The sequence below is a fragment of the Streptomyces sp. NPDC037271 genome (genome assembly GCF_055603605.1).
In genome coordinates, this window is sequence record NZ_JBVJVN010000009.1 from 250,348 (window position 1) to 267,657 (window position 17,310).

At 73.9% G+C, this 17,310-nt stretch carries 7 protein-coding genes; 4 read left to right on the forward strand and 3 right to left on the reverse strand.

Features of this window, described 5'->3' with window-relative positions:
* The first annotated feature begins 61 nt into the window (after nt 1-61).
* The 4 genes from ACZ7G3_RS18595 to ACZ7G3_RS18610 all read left to right on the forward strand — a co-directional run bounded on the left by ACZ7G3_RS18595 (nt 62) and on the right by ACZ7G3_RS18610 (nt 8,749).
* On the forward strand, nt 62-2,977 hold the full coding sequence (locus ACZ7G3_RS18595) for a DEAD/DEAH box helicase (protein WP_470926792.1): 2,916 nt from the start codon (nt 62-64) through the stop codon (nt 2,975-2,977).
* 806 nt (nt 2,978-3,783) lie between these two features.
* The gene (locus ACZ7G3_RS18600) at nt 3,784-5,754 is read left to right on the forward strand and encodes an SWIM zinc finger family protein (RefSeq protein WP_470926820.1); all 1,971 of its coding nucleotides are present in this window, start codon (nt 3,784-3,786) and stop codon (nt 5,752-5,754) included.
* A 553-nt stretch (nt 5,755-6,307) separates the two neighbouring features.
* Nucleotides 6,308-6,862, forward strand: coding sequence for a hypothetical protein (locus tag ACZ7G3_RS18605; protein WP_470926794.1), 555 nt, complete (start codon nt 6,308-6,310; stop codon nt 6,860-6,862).
* Nucleotides 6,863-7,072: 210 nt separating this feature from the next.
* Complete coding sequence (locus ACZ7G3_RS18610; RefSeq protein WP_470926796.1) at nt 7,073-8,749, forward strand: long-chain fatty acid--CoA ligase; 1,677 nt, start codon at nt 7,073-7,075, stop codon at nt 8,747-8,749.
* Between the two features lie 48 nt (nt 8,750-8,797).
* Here the strand turns inward: ACZ7G3_RS18610 and ACZ7G3_RS18615 are convergent, their stop codons facing one another.
* From ACZ7G3_RS18615 to ACZ7G3_RS18625, 3 genes are all read right to left on the reverse strand, one after another.
* Nucleotides 8,798-9,232, reverse strand: coding sequence for a hypothetical protein (locus tag ACZ7G3_RS18615; protein WP_470926798.1), 435 nt, complete (start codon nt 9,230-9,232; stop codon nt 8,798-8,800).
* On the reverse strand, nt 9,229-10,311 hold the full coding sequence (locus ACZ7G3_RS18620; protein ID WP_470926800.1) for a flavin-containing monooxygenase: 1,083 nt from the start codon (nt 10,309-10,311) through the stop codon (nt 9,229-9,231). Before ACZ7G3_RS18620 ends, ACZ7G3_RS18615 begins: the two co-directional genes overlap by 4 nt.
* 210 nt (nt 10,312-10,521) lie before the next feature.
* Nucleotides 10,522-17,310, reverse strand: a 6,789-nt coding sequence (locus ACZ7G3_RS18625) for an amino acid adenylation domain-containing protein (RefSeq protein ID WP_470926802.1), incomplete at its 5' end; no start/stop codon positions are given.

Here is a 17,310-nt window from a genome sequence, read left to right on the forward strand (position 1 = left end):
GACCCCGCCCGTAGAGTCGAAGACATCTGATCCGGCACACGGGCGGGAGGTGACAGGACGTATGAGCGACATGGCTGTGATGGGCACGACGGCTGCCGGACGAGCGGGGCGGCGGGGAGAGGCGAGGCAGCCGGAGAGGCCCGCCCCCTCCGTCCCCGTCCGGCTCGCGGCCGTCCTCCTGCCGGCGGCGCTGCCGCGCGACGCACGGATCGCCTTCTGGGACCCCGAGGGCGGGCCCGTGGCCACCGTCCCGCCTCCCGACGGCACGGCCCGTCCCACCGGGATCACGGAGCTCACCGTCGTACGGCGACACGGCGCCGGGGCGCGGCGCAGGACGACGCCCGCCCTGTCGCTCCCGCTCGGCGAGGCGCTGCCCCTGCTGGTGCGCGCCCGGCACGACCCGGCCGCCCACCCGGCCACCGCGTGCTGGGGCGCCGCGGCCCTGCACGCCCTGCGGCTCACCGCGCGCGGCCGGCTGCTGCCCGGCCTGACGGCGACCGGCCACGACGCCTGGCGGGCCGGCCCGCTGGACCCCGACGACATCGCGCACCTGCGGGCGGTGGCCGCCGCGATGCCCCCGGAGGGCCACGCGGTTCCGTTGGACGGGCCCGGTCCGATCCAGCTGCCGGAACCGGAAGCGCTCATCCGCGCCTTCCTGGACGCGGTCGCCGACACCCTGCCCCGCACCCCGGCCGCGCCCCACGCCTCGGGCCGGCCCTTCGCCGCCCGCGGGGCCCAGCACCTGCCCGACGCCCACGACTGGGCCGCCGAGGTCGCCGCCGGCATGGACGCGGGCGTGCGGATCTCGCTCCGCCTGGATCTGTCGGCGTACGACCTCTTCGACGGGGACGGCGACGGCACCGGCGGCGTGCGCAGCGCGGGAGCGGCGGTCGTCCAGGTGCACAGCCTGGCCGACCCCACCCTCGTGGCCGACGCGGCGGACCTGTGGTCGGGGACGGCCGACACGGCGTTCGGTTCCCGCGCGCGCGTGGACGCCGCCCTCGCGGTGCGGCGCGCGGCGCGGGTCTGGCCGCCCCTCGACCGGCTCACCGAGCAGGACGTGCCCGACGTACTCAGCCTCTCCGAGGAGGAGGTCATCGACCTGCTGGGCGTGGCGGCCGGCCGGCTCTCCGCCGCCGGCGTCGCCGTGCACTGGCCCCGCGACCTGGCCCAGGACCTCACCGCGACCGCGGTGGTCCGGCCCGCGCCCGGCTCGGCGACCGACGGCACGGGCTTCTTCGAGAGCGAGGCTCTCCTCCAGTTCCGCTGGCAGCTGGCGATCGGCGGCGACCCGCTCACCGAGGCCGAGATGGACACCCTCGCGGAGGCCCACCGCCCGGTGGTCCGGCTGCGCGACCGGTGGGTGCTGGTCGACCCGGGCCTCGTCCGCAAGGCACGCAAGCGCGACCTGGGCCTGCTCGACCCGGTCGACGCCCTGTCCGTCGCCCTCACGGGCAGTGCGGAGGCCGACGGCGAGACGGTCGACGTGGTGCCGGTCGGCGCGCTGGCCGCCCTGCGCGACCGTCTCACCGCCGGCGTACACCCCGCCGAACCACCGCCGGGCCTGCACGCCACCCTCCGCGACTACCAGCTGCGCGGCCTGGCCTGGCTCGACCTCATGACCTCCCTCGGCCTCGGTGGCTGCCTCGCCGACGACATGGGCCTCGGCAAGACGATCACCGTCATCGCCCTGCACCTCAAGCGGGCCCGCACCGAACCGACCCTGGTGGTCTGCCCCGCCTCCCTGCTGGGCAACTGGCAGCGGGAGATCACCCGGTTCGCGCCCGGCGTCCCCGTCCGCCGCTTCCACGGCCCCGACCGCACCCTGGACGGTCTGACGGGCGGCTTCGTCCTCACCACGTACGGCACGATGAGGTCCGCCGCGGCGACCCTGGCCGAGCAGCGCTGGGACATGGTCGTCGCGGACGAGGCGCAGCACGTCAAGAACCCGTACTCGGCGACGGCGAAGGCCCTGCGCACGATCCCGTCCCCGGCGCGCGTGGCGCTGACCGGCACGCCCGTGGAGAACAACCTCTCCGAGCTGTGGGCGCTGCTCGACTGGACCACCCCCGGCCTCCTCGGCCCCCTCAAGTCCTTCCGCGCCCGGCACGCGCGCGCGGTGGAGAACGGCGAGGACGACGAGGCTGTGGAGCGCCTCGCCGGTCTGATCCGCCCGTTCCTGCTGCGCCGCAAGAAGTCCGACCCGGGGATCGTCCCCGAGCTGCCGCCGAAGACCGAGACGGACCACCCCGTCCCGCTCACCAGGGAACAGGCCGCGCTGTACGAGGCGGTGGTGCGCGAATCGATGCTCGCCATCGAGTCGGCCGAGGGCATCGGTCGCCGGGGCCTGGTGCTCAAGCTCCTGACCTCGCTGAAGCAGATCTGCGACCACCCCGCGCTGTTCCTGAAGGAGGAGCATCCGCCGGGCGGGGCCGACCGGCTGACCGCCCGCTCCGGCAAGCTCGCCCTGCTGGACGAGTTGCTGGACACGCTGCTCGCCGAGGACGGTTCGGCGCTCGTCTTCACGCAGTACGTCGGAATGGCCCGCCTCATCACCTCCCACCTGACCGCCCGCGCGGTCCCTGTCGACCTTCTCCACGGGGGTACGCCGGTCCCGGAGCGCGAACGCATGGTGGACCGCTTCCAGAGCGGGGCGACTCCCGTCCTCGTCCTGTCCCTGAAGGCGGCCGGCACCGGCCTGAACCTCACCCGCGCGGGCCACGTCGTGCACTTCGACCGCTGGTGGAACCCGGCCGTGGAGGAACAGGCGACCGACCGCGCCTACCGCATCGGCCAGACCCAGCCGGTCCAGGTCCACCGGCTCATCACCGAGGGCACGGTCGAGGACCGCATCGCCGAGATGCTCCAGTCCAAGCGCGCCCTGGCGGATGCCGTACTGGGTTCCGGCGAGGCGGCCCTCACCGAACTGACGGTCCGTGAACTGTCCGATCTGGTGTCCCTGCGGAGGCCGTCATGACCCCCGGGCCCGCCGACGAGGCCCGCCGCGCCCTGCGTGAGGCGCGCGAGCGAAGTGAGCGGGAGCCGGGCCCCGCCGGAGACGCAGACGTCGGTGCGGCGACGACGGGGCGTGAGCCGGTGCGGGGACATGGACGGGACCGGAACCAGGCCCAGGCCCGCGATCGGAACCAGGCCGAGGTCGAGGACCGGGCCCGGGACGGGAGCCAGCTCCAGGACCAGGCCTGGGACGGGGACCAGGCCCGGGACCGGGACGACGACCGGGACCGGGACCAAGGCTGGGGCCAGGGTCAGGGCCGGGACCAGGCGCAACGCTGGGATCGGGTACAGGGCCTGGCCCAGGTCCGGGACAGGGATCGGGGCCGGGAACAGGATCATGACCGTGGCCAGGACCCGGACCAGGACCTGGCCCAGGCCCAGGCCCAGGCCCAGGGCAAGGACAAGGACCAGGCCCGGGACGGGGACCAGGCCCAGGCCCAGGGCAAGGACCAGGCCCGGGACGGGGACCAGGCCCAGGCCCAGGGCAAGGACCAGGACAAGGACCAGGACCAGGACAAGGACCAGGCCCGGAGCAGGGACCAGGCCCGGAAGTCGGAGGAGCGCACTGGGCCGCGTCCCGGGGACGTCGCACGCGCGGCGCTGCGCAGCGCGCGTACCGCACGGCGTGCGGAGGCGGACGGCGGCGCTGTCGCCGACGGCGCGGCGGGGGAAGGCGGCATCCCTCGGTACGCGCAGCCGGAGGCGAGTACGGACGGCCCACCGGGCCCACCCGGCACACCACGAGACGAAGCGGACGGGTCCGAAGAGGTGACCCGGCCCGCTGGGCCGGACGTCCCTGACGGCACACCAGCCTCCGCCCCGGCGGGTGGGGCCGGCCATGTCGGCCGCTCCGACGAAGCGGCGGCCCCCTCCGTCACCCCGACGTCCCTGCCCGGCGAGGCGAACCCCCCTGGCCCGGCGCACTCTCCCGTCGACGCGACCTCCGTGGCCCGCCCCGGCTCCGTCGACGGGGGCGACGGACGACCGGCGGACGTGGCGCGTGAGGCATTGCGGGCTGCTCGTCGGCAGGCGAAAGCGGACACTGCGGCCAACGGTGCGGCGTCCACACGGCGACCGTCCCGCCCGGCCGGCCGCCCGCAGAGGGCCGGCGGTTCGCGCACCGCCGATGCCAGGGCCCGTGCCGTGCGGGACTTCGTCGCGGGCGCGTTCCGTCTGCCTCCGGAGGCGGACCCCGCCGGGGGAGCCGCGCCCCTGGTGGAGCCCGCCGGCGGCGGATCCGCCGAGAGTTCGGTGCCCCCGCACCCGGAGCCGGACCCGTCGTCCGGCTCGTACCGCCCCGCCGCCGAACCTCCCGCGTCCACCGCCGACGAGCCGAGGCCCTCACCCGCGTCGTACGAGCCACCGCCTCCACCGCTTCCACTGTCACCACCACCACCGGCCCGGCCGCAGGCGCCGTACCCGGTGGCGCAGGGCCTTGCCCCCTCCGCACCGCCCGCGAAGCCACGTGCTCCCCGCTCGATGGCGGCACCGGGCCGCGACGGCGAGCTCCGTCGTACCTTCCCCGCCCTCCCGCCCAGGGCGGCGGACGAGGGATTCGCCGCTACATGGTGGGGGAACGCATGGGTGACCGCGCTGGAGGAGGGCGCCCTGGACGCCGCGCGGCTGGCGCGCGGGCGCGGGTACGCGGAGCGGGGGCATGTCGACGCCATCACCGTGACGCCCGGCCTGGTCCTCGCCTACGTGCAGGGCAGCCGGCCCCGGCCGTACCGTGTGCAGGTGCGGTTGCGCACGCTCGGCGACGCCGACTGGGAGCGGTTCCTGGACGCCGCCGTCGAACGCCCCGGGCACATCGCGGCCCTCCTGGACAAGGAACTGCCGCACTCGCTGGCGGACTGTGGCGCCCCACTGCTCCCCGGCCCCGGCGACCTCGCCCCGCAGTGCAGCTGCCCGGACTCCGGGCACCCCTGCAAACACGCCGCCGCCCTCTGCTACCAGACGGCACGACTGCTCGACGCGGACCCCTTCGTCCTGCTCCTGCTCCGCGGCCGCGGCGAACGCGAGCTGCTCGACGCCCTCTCCCGGCTCAACGCGGCCCGCGCCGCCCGCGCCGCCCAGGACCGCGGGCCCACGCCGCTGCCCGGTGTCCGGGCGGGCGAGGCCCTGGCCGCGCGCACCCTGCCGCCGCTCCCGGCGCCGCTGCCCCCGCCCCCGCACCCCGAGCAGCCCCCGGCCTACCCGGCGGCACCGGGCGGCCCCGACCCCTTCGCGCTGGACCAGCTCGCCACCGACGCGGCCGCCCGCGCTCACGCCCTGCTCACCACGGGCCGTGACCCGGTCGGCGGGCTGACGTTGTGGCAGGACGCGGTCCGCCTCGCCGCGGCCCGCCCCGGTTCCGGCCTCACCGTCGGCACCCGAGCGCTCTACGCGTCCCTCGCCGATGCCGCCGGCCGGGGCACGGCGGACCTGGCGCGCGCCGTGGCCGCCTGGCGCCAGGGCGGACCGGAGGGTCTCGCCGTCCTGGAGGAGCCCTGGGACCCGCCGGCCGGCCGCTTCGACCGGGCCCGGCCCCTGCTGCTCGCCGCCGACCTCCCCGCCTTCCGTCCCTGGCGCAACCGCCTCACCCACCCCCGGGACCACGTCCAGCTCAGGCTCGGCCGGGCAGGACTCTGGTACGCCTACGAGTCGGAACCCGGCCGCGACGACTGGTGGCCGCGCGGCACCCCCGACCTCGACCCGGTCGGCGCCCTGACGGGCCTGGGCACGCCGGGCGAGGTCTGACCGGCGGGACCACCGCCGCGGAGCCCGGGACCACGGTGGCCCCCTTCGCTCCTCACGCGCACCGCATGGCCCGCGAGGAGCGCACCGGCTCACCGCGTACGTCCCGCCGTCCGCGGGCGGCCGCGGTCACGAGCAGGAGCGAACGTGTGCAGCCGCCCGTTCACGATCGCGTGACCCGGCAGACCGGCACGGAACTCCTCGGCCGGTATCTCCCCGCTCGGCCGCACCCCTCCGGCCGCACAGGTGAACGCGTACTCCTCGACACGGTCTCGCGCCAACGAAAGGCGGAAGAACGGCTCCCCGTGCCGCCCACTCCTCACTCCATCCTGAGCCCGGGTCAGAAACAGCCCTTGTCTGCGGCTCCCGGAGAGGTTCGCTGCCATGAACACAAGCGAAGCATTCGCGTGAGCGAATGATAAATCGTAGTACCCAACTGAAAGTATGAAAATAGGCTGAATGCCTGGACGAGAGAGGTCTCGGTCGGGGAAACTGTTCTAAACGGGCCTTTACTCAGGCCCCGTTGGACAACACCTGCACAAGTACGGGGGAGAACATGGCAGGAATCGCACACCGCTGGCTGGCGCGCACAGCAGGCGCAGCGGCCGCAGCGGTGCTGATCGTCGGCGGTACGGCCGGTACGACATTCGCAGTTGAGACCGACCGTGCGGTCGCCGGCGCGGAGCAATGGCTTCCGACGTTCGAGATGACCGCGCAGTACGCGGTGGTCGCGAGCACGCATCCGGACGCCGAGCACTGCGCGGGTTTCGAGGTGATAGGGACGGGGACCGCCACCGGCAAGCCGATCACCAACGGCACCTGGACGCAGGACGAGGTGGCATGCACGGCGGTCGTCCCCGGCAAGTACGACATCACCGGGACGGCGACGATCACGGAAAGCGACGGTGACAAGCTCAACCTCAGTTACCGCCTCGCCGCTCCGCTGACGGAGGACAACCTCGTCTACCCGTCCGGCTCGTTCGTGATCACCGGCGGCACCGGTGAGTACCAGTTCGCGACCGGCAACGGGAAGATGGACGCGCGGGTCAACCTGCTGGACCACTCCAATGTCAGTTGCTCACTGGTAGGAAAGATCGAATACCTGGGCTGACCCGACCAGCGGCCGGGCAGCAGCGGGTGACGGCGTGGTGCCGTCACCCGGCATCGGGGCCGGCTCCGCCATCGGGGCCGGCTCTGCGCGTAGGCGCGCCCGCTCCTCCCCGCCCCGCGCTCCCACCCTCCGGGGACCGGACGCGGAACGGGGGGAGTGAGCGCGACGCCGAGAGCACCTTCTGACTGCGCACCTCTAAGGGGCCGCACCATGAAGAGCACGATGCAGGACCGTGAACTGCTGGTCCGGGACATCCTCAGGCACGGGCAACGCGTCTACGCGGACAGCCGGGTGGTGCGATGCGCCGACGGACCGGCCGCACGGTCCTCGCAGTCCTTCGCCGACATCGCCGACCAGGCCGAGCGACTGGCCGCGGCACTGACCCGGCTGGGCGCGCAGCCCGGTGAACGGGTCGCCACGCTGGCCTGGAACACTCCCGAGCACCTGGTGGCATACCTCGCCGTACCGAGCATGGGCGCGGTACTGCACACCCTCAACCTGCGGCTCCACCACGACCAGTTGGGCTACATCGTCGAACATGCCGAGGACGCCTTCCTCCTGGTCGACGCCACCCTGCTGCACATGCTCGCTCCCCTGCGGGACCGGCTGGGCAGCGTACGGCACATGGTCGTCATAGGCGGCACGCCGGACGTGGACCTGCCCGGGCACATCACCGTGCACCGCTGGGACGAGCTGCTGGCGGCCGAGCGGCCCGGCTTCGTCTGGCCCGACCTGAACGAGCGGGAAGCGGCGGCGCTCTGCTACACGACCGGCACCACCGGCAACCCCAAGGGCGTGGCCTACAGCCACCGCTCGATCTCCCTGCACACGCTCGGTGTCTCGGCAGGCGCCGGATTCGCGATGCACGACGGCGACCGGGTCCTGCCGATCGTGCCGATGTTCCACGCCAACGCCTGGGGCTGGCCGTACGCCGCCTGGCTGGCGGGCTCCGACCTGATCATGAACGGGCGGCTGCTGCACACCCCGGACCTGGCCCGCGTCATCAACGAGGAGCGGCCCACCGCGGTGGCGGCGATCTGCACGATCTGGAACAGCCTGGTGCACCACGGCGAGCAGCACCCGCTGGACCTGAGCGGTGTACGGCTCGCGGGCTGCGGCGGCGCGACCCCGCCGCGCGCCCTGCTCCAGCAGCTCAAGGACCGCTACGGGGTCCGCCTGAAGCAGGGCTGGGGCCTGACCGAGACCAGCCCCCTGGCCACCTTCGCGGTCCCTCCGCACGGCGCTCCGGACGAGGACGAGGTCGGCTGGCTGGCCAAGAGCGGCCGGGTGATGCCCTTCGTGGAGGTGCGGCTGATCGCGGAGGACGGCAGCGAGCAGCCGTGGGACGGAACCTCCGTGGGCGAACTGGAGCTGCGCGGGCCGTGGGTCACCGGGTCGTACTTCAACACCGAGGACGCCCCGGAGAAGTTCCACGACGGCTGGCTGCGCACCGGCGACCTGGGAGTGATCGAGCCGGGTGGCTGGGTGGTGGTCAGTGACCGGCTCAAGGACGGCATCAAGAGCGGCGGCGAGTGGATCTCCACCATCGAGCTGGAGAACGCGATCATCGAGCACCCGGCGGTGCTGGAGGCGGTGGTGATCGGTGTGCCCGACCCGCGCTGGGAGGAACGCCCGCTGGCCTGCGTGTCGTTGGTGCCGGGCGCCGGGACCGGCGCGGACGAGCTGCGGGAGTTCCTGACCGGGCGGGTGGCGCGCTGGTGGATACCGGAGCGGTGGTCGTTCGTGGACGCGGTGCCCAAGACCAGCGTCGGGAAGTACGACAAGCGGTCGGTGCGGACGCTGTACGCGGAAGGGGCGCTGGACGTCCGGCTCCCGGGTGACCCCGGCGCACAGGTACCCACCGAGCCCGGGACGCCTGGGGAGTGAACGGCGGTGCGGCGCCCCGGACCACCCGGAGCGCCGCGTCCGTACACCTCAGGCGGTCACCCGGTGCGCCGCCTCGGCCAGCAACTCGCGCTGCTGGTCGGGGCCGAGGTCCAGCTCCCGGACGATCCGGAGCGTCAGCACCAGCCGGGCCTGGATCGTGGTCTCGGGGTCAAGCTGCTCACCGTCGGGCTTCGCGCCTCCGTGCAGCCCGTCGGCGACCAGGTGCTCGAGGAACGCCGGGGCGAAATCCTCCGCGCCGGCCTCCAGCGAGCCGAGGACGTCCGCGACGTACTCGCCGATCTCCCGCGATGTCGCGCCCTTCGGGAAGCGGCGACGGACCGCGAGCCCGAACGCGGCGCCGACCGCCTGCCCGTAGTGCGGGTCGGCGGGATCGAGGGCGGCGGACTTCTGTGCGAACCCGATGAAGTCGAACGCCAACAGCGCGCCGAGCACCTCGAGTTCCTTGGACACGACGCCGGTCATGACGGCTCGCCTTCTGCCGTGGGAGAAACGGTGGTGGTGCCGTGGACCGCGGTGGTGATCGCCGCCGCGACGCGCTCGGCGTCCCGGCCGACGAAGCCGATCAGCGCCGAGCCGCGGGTACGCATCCGGTACAGACCCAGGTAGTAGCTGCCGGGCAGCGCCCCCGTGCCCTCGGTGTGCCGGGGCTGCCCGGTGTCATCGAGCATCTCCGGGTCGAGCCAGCTCCAGTCGGTGCGGTAGCCGGTCGCCCAGATCACCGCGGACGGTTTGACGCGCTCGCCGTCCGCGTCCAGCAGTTCGGCGCCCTCGGCCGCGACGACCCGGCCCATCGTCCGGATCCGGCCCTCCGCGACGAGCTCGGGCACCCGGTCGCCGACGATCGGGTCGGGTGCCTGCATGTTCACCGGCAGGCTCATCACGCCGAGGACGCTCATCCACCAGAACATGTCCCGTCCGAGGACGGTCTGCGGCAGCGGCGGTGAGACGGTGCCGCCGCGACTGAGCACCACACCGTGGGTCCCGGCCAGCTCCACGGCTATCTGCCGGCCGGAGTTGCCGTCGCCGACGATCACCACGGTGCCCGGCGGCACCTGTGCGGGGCCGTGGTAGTCGCTGGTGTGCAGGGCGGTCACGTCCGGACTCAGCCCGGCGGCGAACTCCGGAACCCGGGGGACGCCGAACGCGCCGGTCGCGATCACGACCTGGCCGGCCCGGCAGTCGCCGTGCGCGGTGGTCAGCAGATAGCCGTCCCCGTCCCTGCGCAGCGACAGCACCCGGTGATCGGTCAGCACGGGGAGACCGAACCGCTCGGCGTAGTCGCGCAGATACGCCGCGACCTCGTCCTTGCCGGGGTAGCGCGCACCGTGGCCGGGGAAGGGCAGCCCCGGCAGGCCGGAGAACCGCGCGGACGTGAACAGCGTCAGCGAGTCCCAGCGCCGCTGCCAGGTCTCGCCGACCTCGCCCCCCGCGTCGAGCAGCACGCACCGTACGCCGGCCTGCCGCAGGTAGTACCCGACGGCGAGTCCGGACTGGCCCGCCCCGATGACGGCGACCGGCACGGTGGCCGGCAACGCGCTCATCGGCCCGCTCCGGCGCCGCCGCCGACGGCCCCGGTCGGCTCCCCGGCGGGCGTGACGCCGGCCTGCCGTCGTTTCGGGTCGGCCTGGTCGGCCGGATCAATTCGCATACCGGATGTCCTCACTCCTTGGTCCTGGACTCCGCCGGTCCCGCGGGACGGGACCGGCGGGTAGCTGCCGGGCCGCCCGGAGAAGCGGCCCGGCAGGTTCGGTTCAGTTGGCGTCGAGGGCCCGGCGCAGCTCACCGGCCAGGACGCGCAGCCGCTCGCCGCGCATCACCGTGTAGTGGTCGCCGGGCACGTCGACGAGGGCGGCGTCGCCGGGGAAGTGCTCCATCCAGCGGGACGCCGTCTCGACCGTCGCGCCGCCGTCCGCGGCCCGCAGCGACACCACCCGCCCGGCGAAGCTGCTGGGCGCGTAGCGCAGGAGGGCCCGGTAGTTGGTGCGGAACCGGTCGACGATACGGCTCAGCGTGTCGAGGTCGATGTCGTCGGACAACGCTCCCGCCGCGCGGGCCTCGGCGTGCAGCACCCGCACCGGCGGACGGCCGTCGAACGCCTCGGGCGGCAGCTCCCAGTCGACTCCGGCCAGACCCGCCAGGTCCCGGGCGAACCAGGACAGCAGCACCTCGTCGGAGACGGGCACGCCCGTGGCCGGCCCCGGCTGCTCGATCAGGTCGATCACGGCCAGCAGGTCCACCTCGGCGCCCGCCGCGGTGAGCTGGGCCGCCATCTCCAGGGCGATGACCCCGCCCATCGACCAGCCGCCGAGCCGGTAGGGCCCGTCGGGCAGCGCCTCGCGGACCGCCGCGACGTAGTGGGCGGCCATGTCCTCGACGCTGAGCAGTTCCGTGTCCGGCCGCTGGAGCGCGTAGAACGGCTGGTCGTCGCCGAGGAGTTGCGCGAGTTCGGCGTAGCAGAGCACGTCGCCGCCGACCGGGTGCACGAACACCAGCGGGGTCCGCGAGCCGGTGGTGCGTACCGGTACCAGCGCCCTGCGGCGGTCCTCGCCGCTGCCGGCCTCCCGGACCGCCTGGGCGAGCAGTTCGATGGTCGGCCGGGAGAAGAGGCTGGACAACGGCAGGCTGCGGCCCAGACCGCGGGCGATCCTGGCCATCAGCCGCACCGCGAGCAGCGAGTCCCCGCCGAGTTCGAAGAAGCTCGCCCGCACCCCGATCCCGGTCACGCCGAAGAACTCCGCCCATATCTCCGCGAGCCGGCGTTCCACGTCGTCGCGGGGCGCGACGTGGCCGGCGCCTTCGACGGCGACCTCGTCGGGCGCGGGCAGGGCCGCCCGGTCGATCTTCCCGTTGTCGCTGAGCGGCAGTTCGTCCAGGACGAGGACGCGCTGCGGCACCAGGTGCTGCGGGACCACCCGGCGCAGCGCGTCGGTGACCTGCTGCTCGGTGTCGTCGCGCCCGTCGTCGAGGACGACGTAGGCGATCAGCCGCTTCGGGCCGTGCTGTTCGCCCGCCGCGACGACCGCGGCGGCCCGTACGCCCTCGCACTGGGTGAGGGAGGCTTCCACCTCGCCCAGTTCGATGCGGTAGCCCTGGATCTTGACCTGGGAGTCCTGCCGTCCGAGGAACTCGATGGTGCCGTCCGGCAGGAAGCGTCCCAGGTCGCCGGTGCGGTACAGGCGTTCACCGGTGACCGGGTGGTGCAGGAAGGCGGCGCGGGTCTTGGCCTCGTCGTTCAGGTAGCCGCGGGCCAGCCCCGTCCCGGCGATGTAGAGGTTGCCGGGCACCCACACGGGGCAGGGCCGCAGCGCGCCGTCGAGCACGTAGAAGCGCTGGTTCCGCATCGCCTTGCCGTAGGGAATGCTCACCTGGTCGTCCCGGACCTCCCCGATGGGGTGCAGGATCGACCAGATCGACGCCTCGGTGGCGCCGCCGAGGCTCCACAGCTCGGCGTCCGGCAGCAGCAGCCGGATCCGGCCCGGCAGCGTCACCGGGATCCAGTCCCCGCTCATCATGACCAGCCGCAGCGGCAGCCCGGTGAGCCGGTTCGCGAGGGCGTGCTCGGTGAACATCTCCATCAGCGCGGGCACACTGTTCCAGACGGTCACCCCGTGCTCGGTGACGAGTTCCGCCCAGCGGGCGGGCTCGCGGTGCGCGGCCGGTTCGGGCAGGACGAGGGCGCCGCCCACCGACAGCAGTCCGAAGACGTCGTAGACCGACAGGTCGAAGTGCATCGCGGACAGTCCGAGGGCCCGGTCCGCCGCGGTGACGTGGTAGCGCTCGTTGACGTCCACCACCGTGTTCAGGGCCGCCCCGTGCTCGATCATCACGCCCTTGGGCAGCCCGGTGGAGCCGGAGGTGAAGATCACGTAGGCGAGGTCGGTGGGCTTGGCGCCGGACGGGCCGAGCGGGCGCTCCTCACCCGCCGAGTCCCCTCCGTCCGCCCGCACCACGGTCCTGACCACGCCCTGCGGCCAGTCGGCCGTGTCGTCCACCCACGGCTGGGTGACGACACGGCTGATCCCGGCACTGTCCAGCAGCACGTGCAGCCGCTCGGCGGGCACCCGGGCGTCGACCGGGACGTACGCCGCCCCGGCCCGCAGGATGCCGAGGGCCGCGACGACCTGCTCCCAGCCCTTGTCCATGACGATCGCCACCAGGTCGCCGGGGCCGGCCCCTTGCGCGACCAGCCGGTGCCCCACCTGGTTGGACCTGCGGTCGAGGTCCGCGTACGTCAGGGTCAGCGCGGGCGAGATGACCGCGGGCGCGTCGGGCGTGGCCGCGGCCCGGGCGAGGACCGCGTCGTGCAGCAGCCCGTCGGGTACCGGCCCGTCGGTGGCGTTGGCCGCGGCCCGTACGGCCAGGTCGGCGGCGGGTGTGAGAGCGGGCCTGGGCCGCCGCCAGACCGCCGGGTCGCGGGACAGGTCGTGCAGCATCCGCAGATAGGCCGCGAACATGGCGTCCACGCAGCCCGCCGGGAAGAGTTCCTCGATCACGTCCCAGTTCAGGACGAGTTCACCGGCCTCCTCGACCGCCTGGTGGTCCAGCCATACCTGCGGGGTGCGGACCGAACTGCTCACCTGACGTCCGTTCTCACCTATTCCCGCCAGGTACTGCACGACTCCGCGCTGCTCGGTGTCCTGCTGACCCGCGAAGTTCACCAGGCTGGTGAAGACGACCGGCGCGGCGGCCCGCACGGACGCGCCGCGGGCCCGGTTCAGCTCCCTGAGTACCTGCACACCGCTGACCTGGCTGTGCTCCAGGTCGCTCCACAGCTGGCGCTGGACGTCGGCGGCGCGGACGGCGAACGTGTCGTCGGCCGAGTCGTGGATCTCCAGCATCAGAGTGGTGGAGAAGTTGCCGATGACGTCGCCGACCTGCGGATGCAGCGGCAGCCGGTTGAAGAACAGCAGGTTCAGCGAGAAGTCGTCGGTGGCGCTCCACTCCGCGATCACCTGCGCGTACGCGGTGCACAGGGCCGCGGAGGCGCTGACCCCGGCGGTCGCCGCGTGCTCCTTGAACCGGGCCCAGTCCTCCTTCGACAGGGTCGCGCCCCGGTGGGTGAACACCGGCCGGTCCAGACTCGACGGGCTGACGGCCAGCGGCAGTTGGGGAGCGGGCGGCAGGGTGTCGAGGCGGCCGCGCCAGTAGGCGAGCGCCCGGTCGTACTCGGGTCCGCCCTCCAGGGCGCGGGCCTGCCGGACGTAGTCCCGGTAGCGCAGCCGCAGCTCGGGCAGCGTCTCACCGCGGTAGTGCGCGGCCCACTCCCTGAACAGGATCGACGTACTGAAACCGTCGATGATCAGAGCGTCGAAGCCGGCGTGCAGCCGGATCGACCGGTCGTCGATCCGGGTCACCCGCACGTCGAACAGCGGCCAGCGGGTCGTGTCGAAGACCTGGTGCCGCATCTCCTCGTGGACGGCGGCCAGCGCGGCTTCCCGCTCGGCCGGGTCCAGATCGGAGACGTCGGTCTCACGGATCACGTAGGCGGGGACATCGCGCTGTACGCGCTGCTCGCCCTCGGCGGTGAAGACCGCCCGCAGCATGTCGTGGCGTTCGATCATCGCCCGGAAGGACGCGCCGAGCCGGTCCAGGTCCACGTTCTCCAGGTCGATCTCGGTCTGGAAGTAGGTGGAGGTGTTGCCGAGTTCGAAGGCGTCGCCGCGGCCCACGAGGTACGCCTGCTGCAGGTCGGTCAGTCCGAACGGCTCGTAGCGTTCCGCGTCGTCCCCGGGCGCCGCGGTGGCCCCGTCGTCGGACTGAGGGGTCTCCGCCTCGGTCCCCGCGCCGAGCGCGGCCAGTACGTCCTCGGCGATGTCGTCGGTGCTGCGGCCGTTGAGGAAGGCCGTCATCGGCAGCGCGACGTCGAACTCCCGGTTCAGCGTGGTCCGGATCTTCATCGCGATCAGGGAGTCCAGGCCGAGCGCCTGCAACGACTGCCGGGCGTCGAGCCGGGCCGGCGTGGTGCCCAGCGCCTGGGCGACGGTCCGGGTCACGACGGCCCGCGTCGCCTCGGGCGTCGCGGCGGGGGCTGCCTTCGGCACGTCGGCCGGGGCGGGGGCCGCCGGAGCCGGGACGGCCGGGACAGCGGCCGGCCGGTGCTGTGCCGGGACCACCGCGGATGTGTGCGCGGCCGTGGGTGTCTGCCCGACTGCGGGCATGTGCTCGGCGGACGGCGCCTGTACGGCCGCGGGTTCCGCCGCGAGCCGGGGCAGCGCGGGGGCGAAGCGCACTCCGTCGGCCTCGGCGACCAGCCGGCCGTGCGCGCCGACGAGCCGGATGCGCGCCCGGGCGCCGCCGTCGAACAGTTCGGCGTGACATCGCAGCCCGTCCCGGGGGACACCCCGGTGGTAGTGGACGAAGCGGTCGACACCGACCGGCACCAGGCCCGGGCCGTCCGCGGGGAAGCAGGCCAGCGCGGTCTGGAACATCGCGTCGACCAGCCCGGGGTGTATCAGGTAGGGCTCCGCCTCGCCGGGCACGGCGGGACGGATCTCGGCGGTGGCCTCGCCCCGGCCGAGCCTGACCCGCTCCACCCAGCGGGTGGCGGAGCCCAGATACAGCGCGCGCTGCCACAGCAGCCGGTACAGCCCGTCGCCGGTCAGCTCGCGGCCCGACCCGACCGGTGCGAGCGTCACCGTGGGGGCGGCCGACGCGCCCGACCGGGCCCGGCCCCGCGCGTGCAGCCGCCAACCACCGGCCCGGTCCTGCGCGTAGTAGCGGAACTGCCCGTCGTCCGCGACGAGCTGGGTGGCGCGTACGGCATCCGCCGACGAGCGGTCCTCGCCGGCCGGATCGAGCACCAGGTCGACGGGCAGCTCCAGCTCCTCCACGGACACCGGGCCCGGCCCGGAGAGCTCGACGACAGCCTCGATCAGCGACTCCACGAACACCCCGGCGCTGACCACCGGTCGCCCGCCCACCACGAAGTCGCCGAGGACGGGATGCGCCACGGGGTCGAGCCGCGGGGCGAACTGCGCCTGCGCGAGCGGCGACGACGGCAGCCGTACGCCCAACAGGTCCGTCGGCCCCACAGGTTGCTCCACCGGTCGCGGCGCGGCCTGCGGGGCGACGGGCTCGGGTGTGAGCCAGAAGTGGCGCCGCTGGAAGGGGTAGGAGGGGAGTTCGACGGTGCGGGTCCGGTAGGGCTCGAGGACCGCCGGCCAGTCGACGGCGACGCCGTGGGACCACGCCTCGGCGGCGGATTCCGCGAAGCGGTCGAGCCCGCCGGTGTGGCGGTGGAGGGTCCCGACGGCGGCACCTGCGCCACCGAGCGCGTCCAGGGTCTCGGCGATGCCGGAGACGAGGACGGGGTGGGCGCTGACCTCGATGAAGACGACGCCGGGCGCGGCGAGCTGCTCGACGACCTCGGCCAGTCGGACCCGGCTGCGCAGGTTGCGGAACCAGTACGCCCCGTCGAGCTCGCTGGTGTCCAGGACGCCGCCGGTGACGGTGGAGTGGAACGCGACGGGACCCGGTCGCGGGCTGACGTCCTTGAGGTCCTCCGCGAGGGTGTCGCGGATCTCGTCGACGTGGGGGGAGTGGGAGGCGTAGTCGACCGGGATGCGGCGCGCCCACACGTCGGTGGCCTCGCACCGGGCCAGCAGCTCCTCCAGTGCCTGGGGACGGCCGGCCACGACCGTGGACGAGGGACCGTTCACGGCCGCCACGGAGATCTGCCCGGACCATGCGGCGAGGAGTTCCTCCGCCTGTGCTTCGGGGATGCCGAGCCAGGCCATGCCGCCGCCGCCGGACAGTGCCCGCAGTGCTTTGGAGCGCAGGGCGACGACGCGGGCGCCGTCCTCGAGGGACAGGCCGCCGGCGACGACGGCGGCGGCGATCTCGCCCTGGGAGTGTCCGACCACGGCCACGGGGTTGACGCCGCCGGCCCGCCAGAGTGCGGCGAGGCCGAGCATCATGGCCCAGGACGCGGGCTGGACCACGTCCACCCGGTCCAGGCCGGGTGCGCCCTCTTCGCCGCGCAGCACCGCCGTGAGCGACCAGTCGACGAACGGTGCCAGGGCCGCTTCGCACTCGCCGATCACGCGGGCGAACTCCGGCGAGGAGTCCAGCAGCCCGGCCGCCATCCCCGCCCACTGCGACCCCTGCCCCGGAAACACGAACACGACCGGAGCTCCTGAGGAACGGCCCGGCTTCGCACCCGAGACAGCCGCGGTCACGCCGTCGGTCTCGCGGGTGGCCAGTGCGTCCAGGCCTGCGAGGAGTCCGTCGTGTCCGTCGGTGCCGGGGACCACGGCCCTTGTTTCGAAGGCGGAGCGTGTGGTGGCGAGGGAGTACGCCACGTCGGCGGGGCTGAGTCCGGGTCGGGCGCGGACGTGGTCGGCGAGCCGTTTCGCGGCTTGTGCCAGTGCGTCCGCGGAGCGTGCCGACAGGATCCAGGGCAGGGTGGTGCCGTCCGGTCGGTCGGCGTCGTCGGGTGTGTCGTTGGTGGTGGGTGGGGTGGGGGGTTCGGCGAGGATGATGTGGGCGTTGGTGCCGCTGATGCCGAATGAGGAGATGCCGGCGCGTCGGGTGTGGTGGGG

What these genes read in the sequence shown, in the direction of transcription:
- ACZ7G3_RS18610 (WP_470926796.1), top strand. Translation starts at nt 7,073, where the DNA reads ATGAAGAGCACGATGCAGGACCGTGAACTGCTGGTCCGGGACATCCTC.
- ACZ7G3_RS18620 (WP_470926800.1), bottom strand. Translation starts at nt 10,311, where the DNA reads ATGAGCGCGTTGCCGGCCACCGTGCCGGTCGCCGTCATCGGGGCGGGC.
- ACZ7G3_RS18605 (WP_470926794.1), top strand. Translation starts at nt 6,308, where the DNA reads ATGGCAGGAATCGCACACCGCTGGCTGGCGCGCACAGCAGGCGCAGCG.
- ACZ7G3_RS18615 (WP_470926798.1), bottom strand. Translation starts at nt 9,232, where the DNA reads ATGACCGGCGTCGTGTCCAAGGAACTCGAGGTGCTCGGCGCGCTGTTG.
- ACZ7G3_RS18595 (WP_470926792.1), top strand. Translation starts at nt 62, where the DNA reads ATGAGCGACATGGCTGTGATGGGCACGACGGCTGCCGGACGAGCGGGG.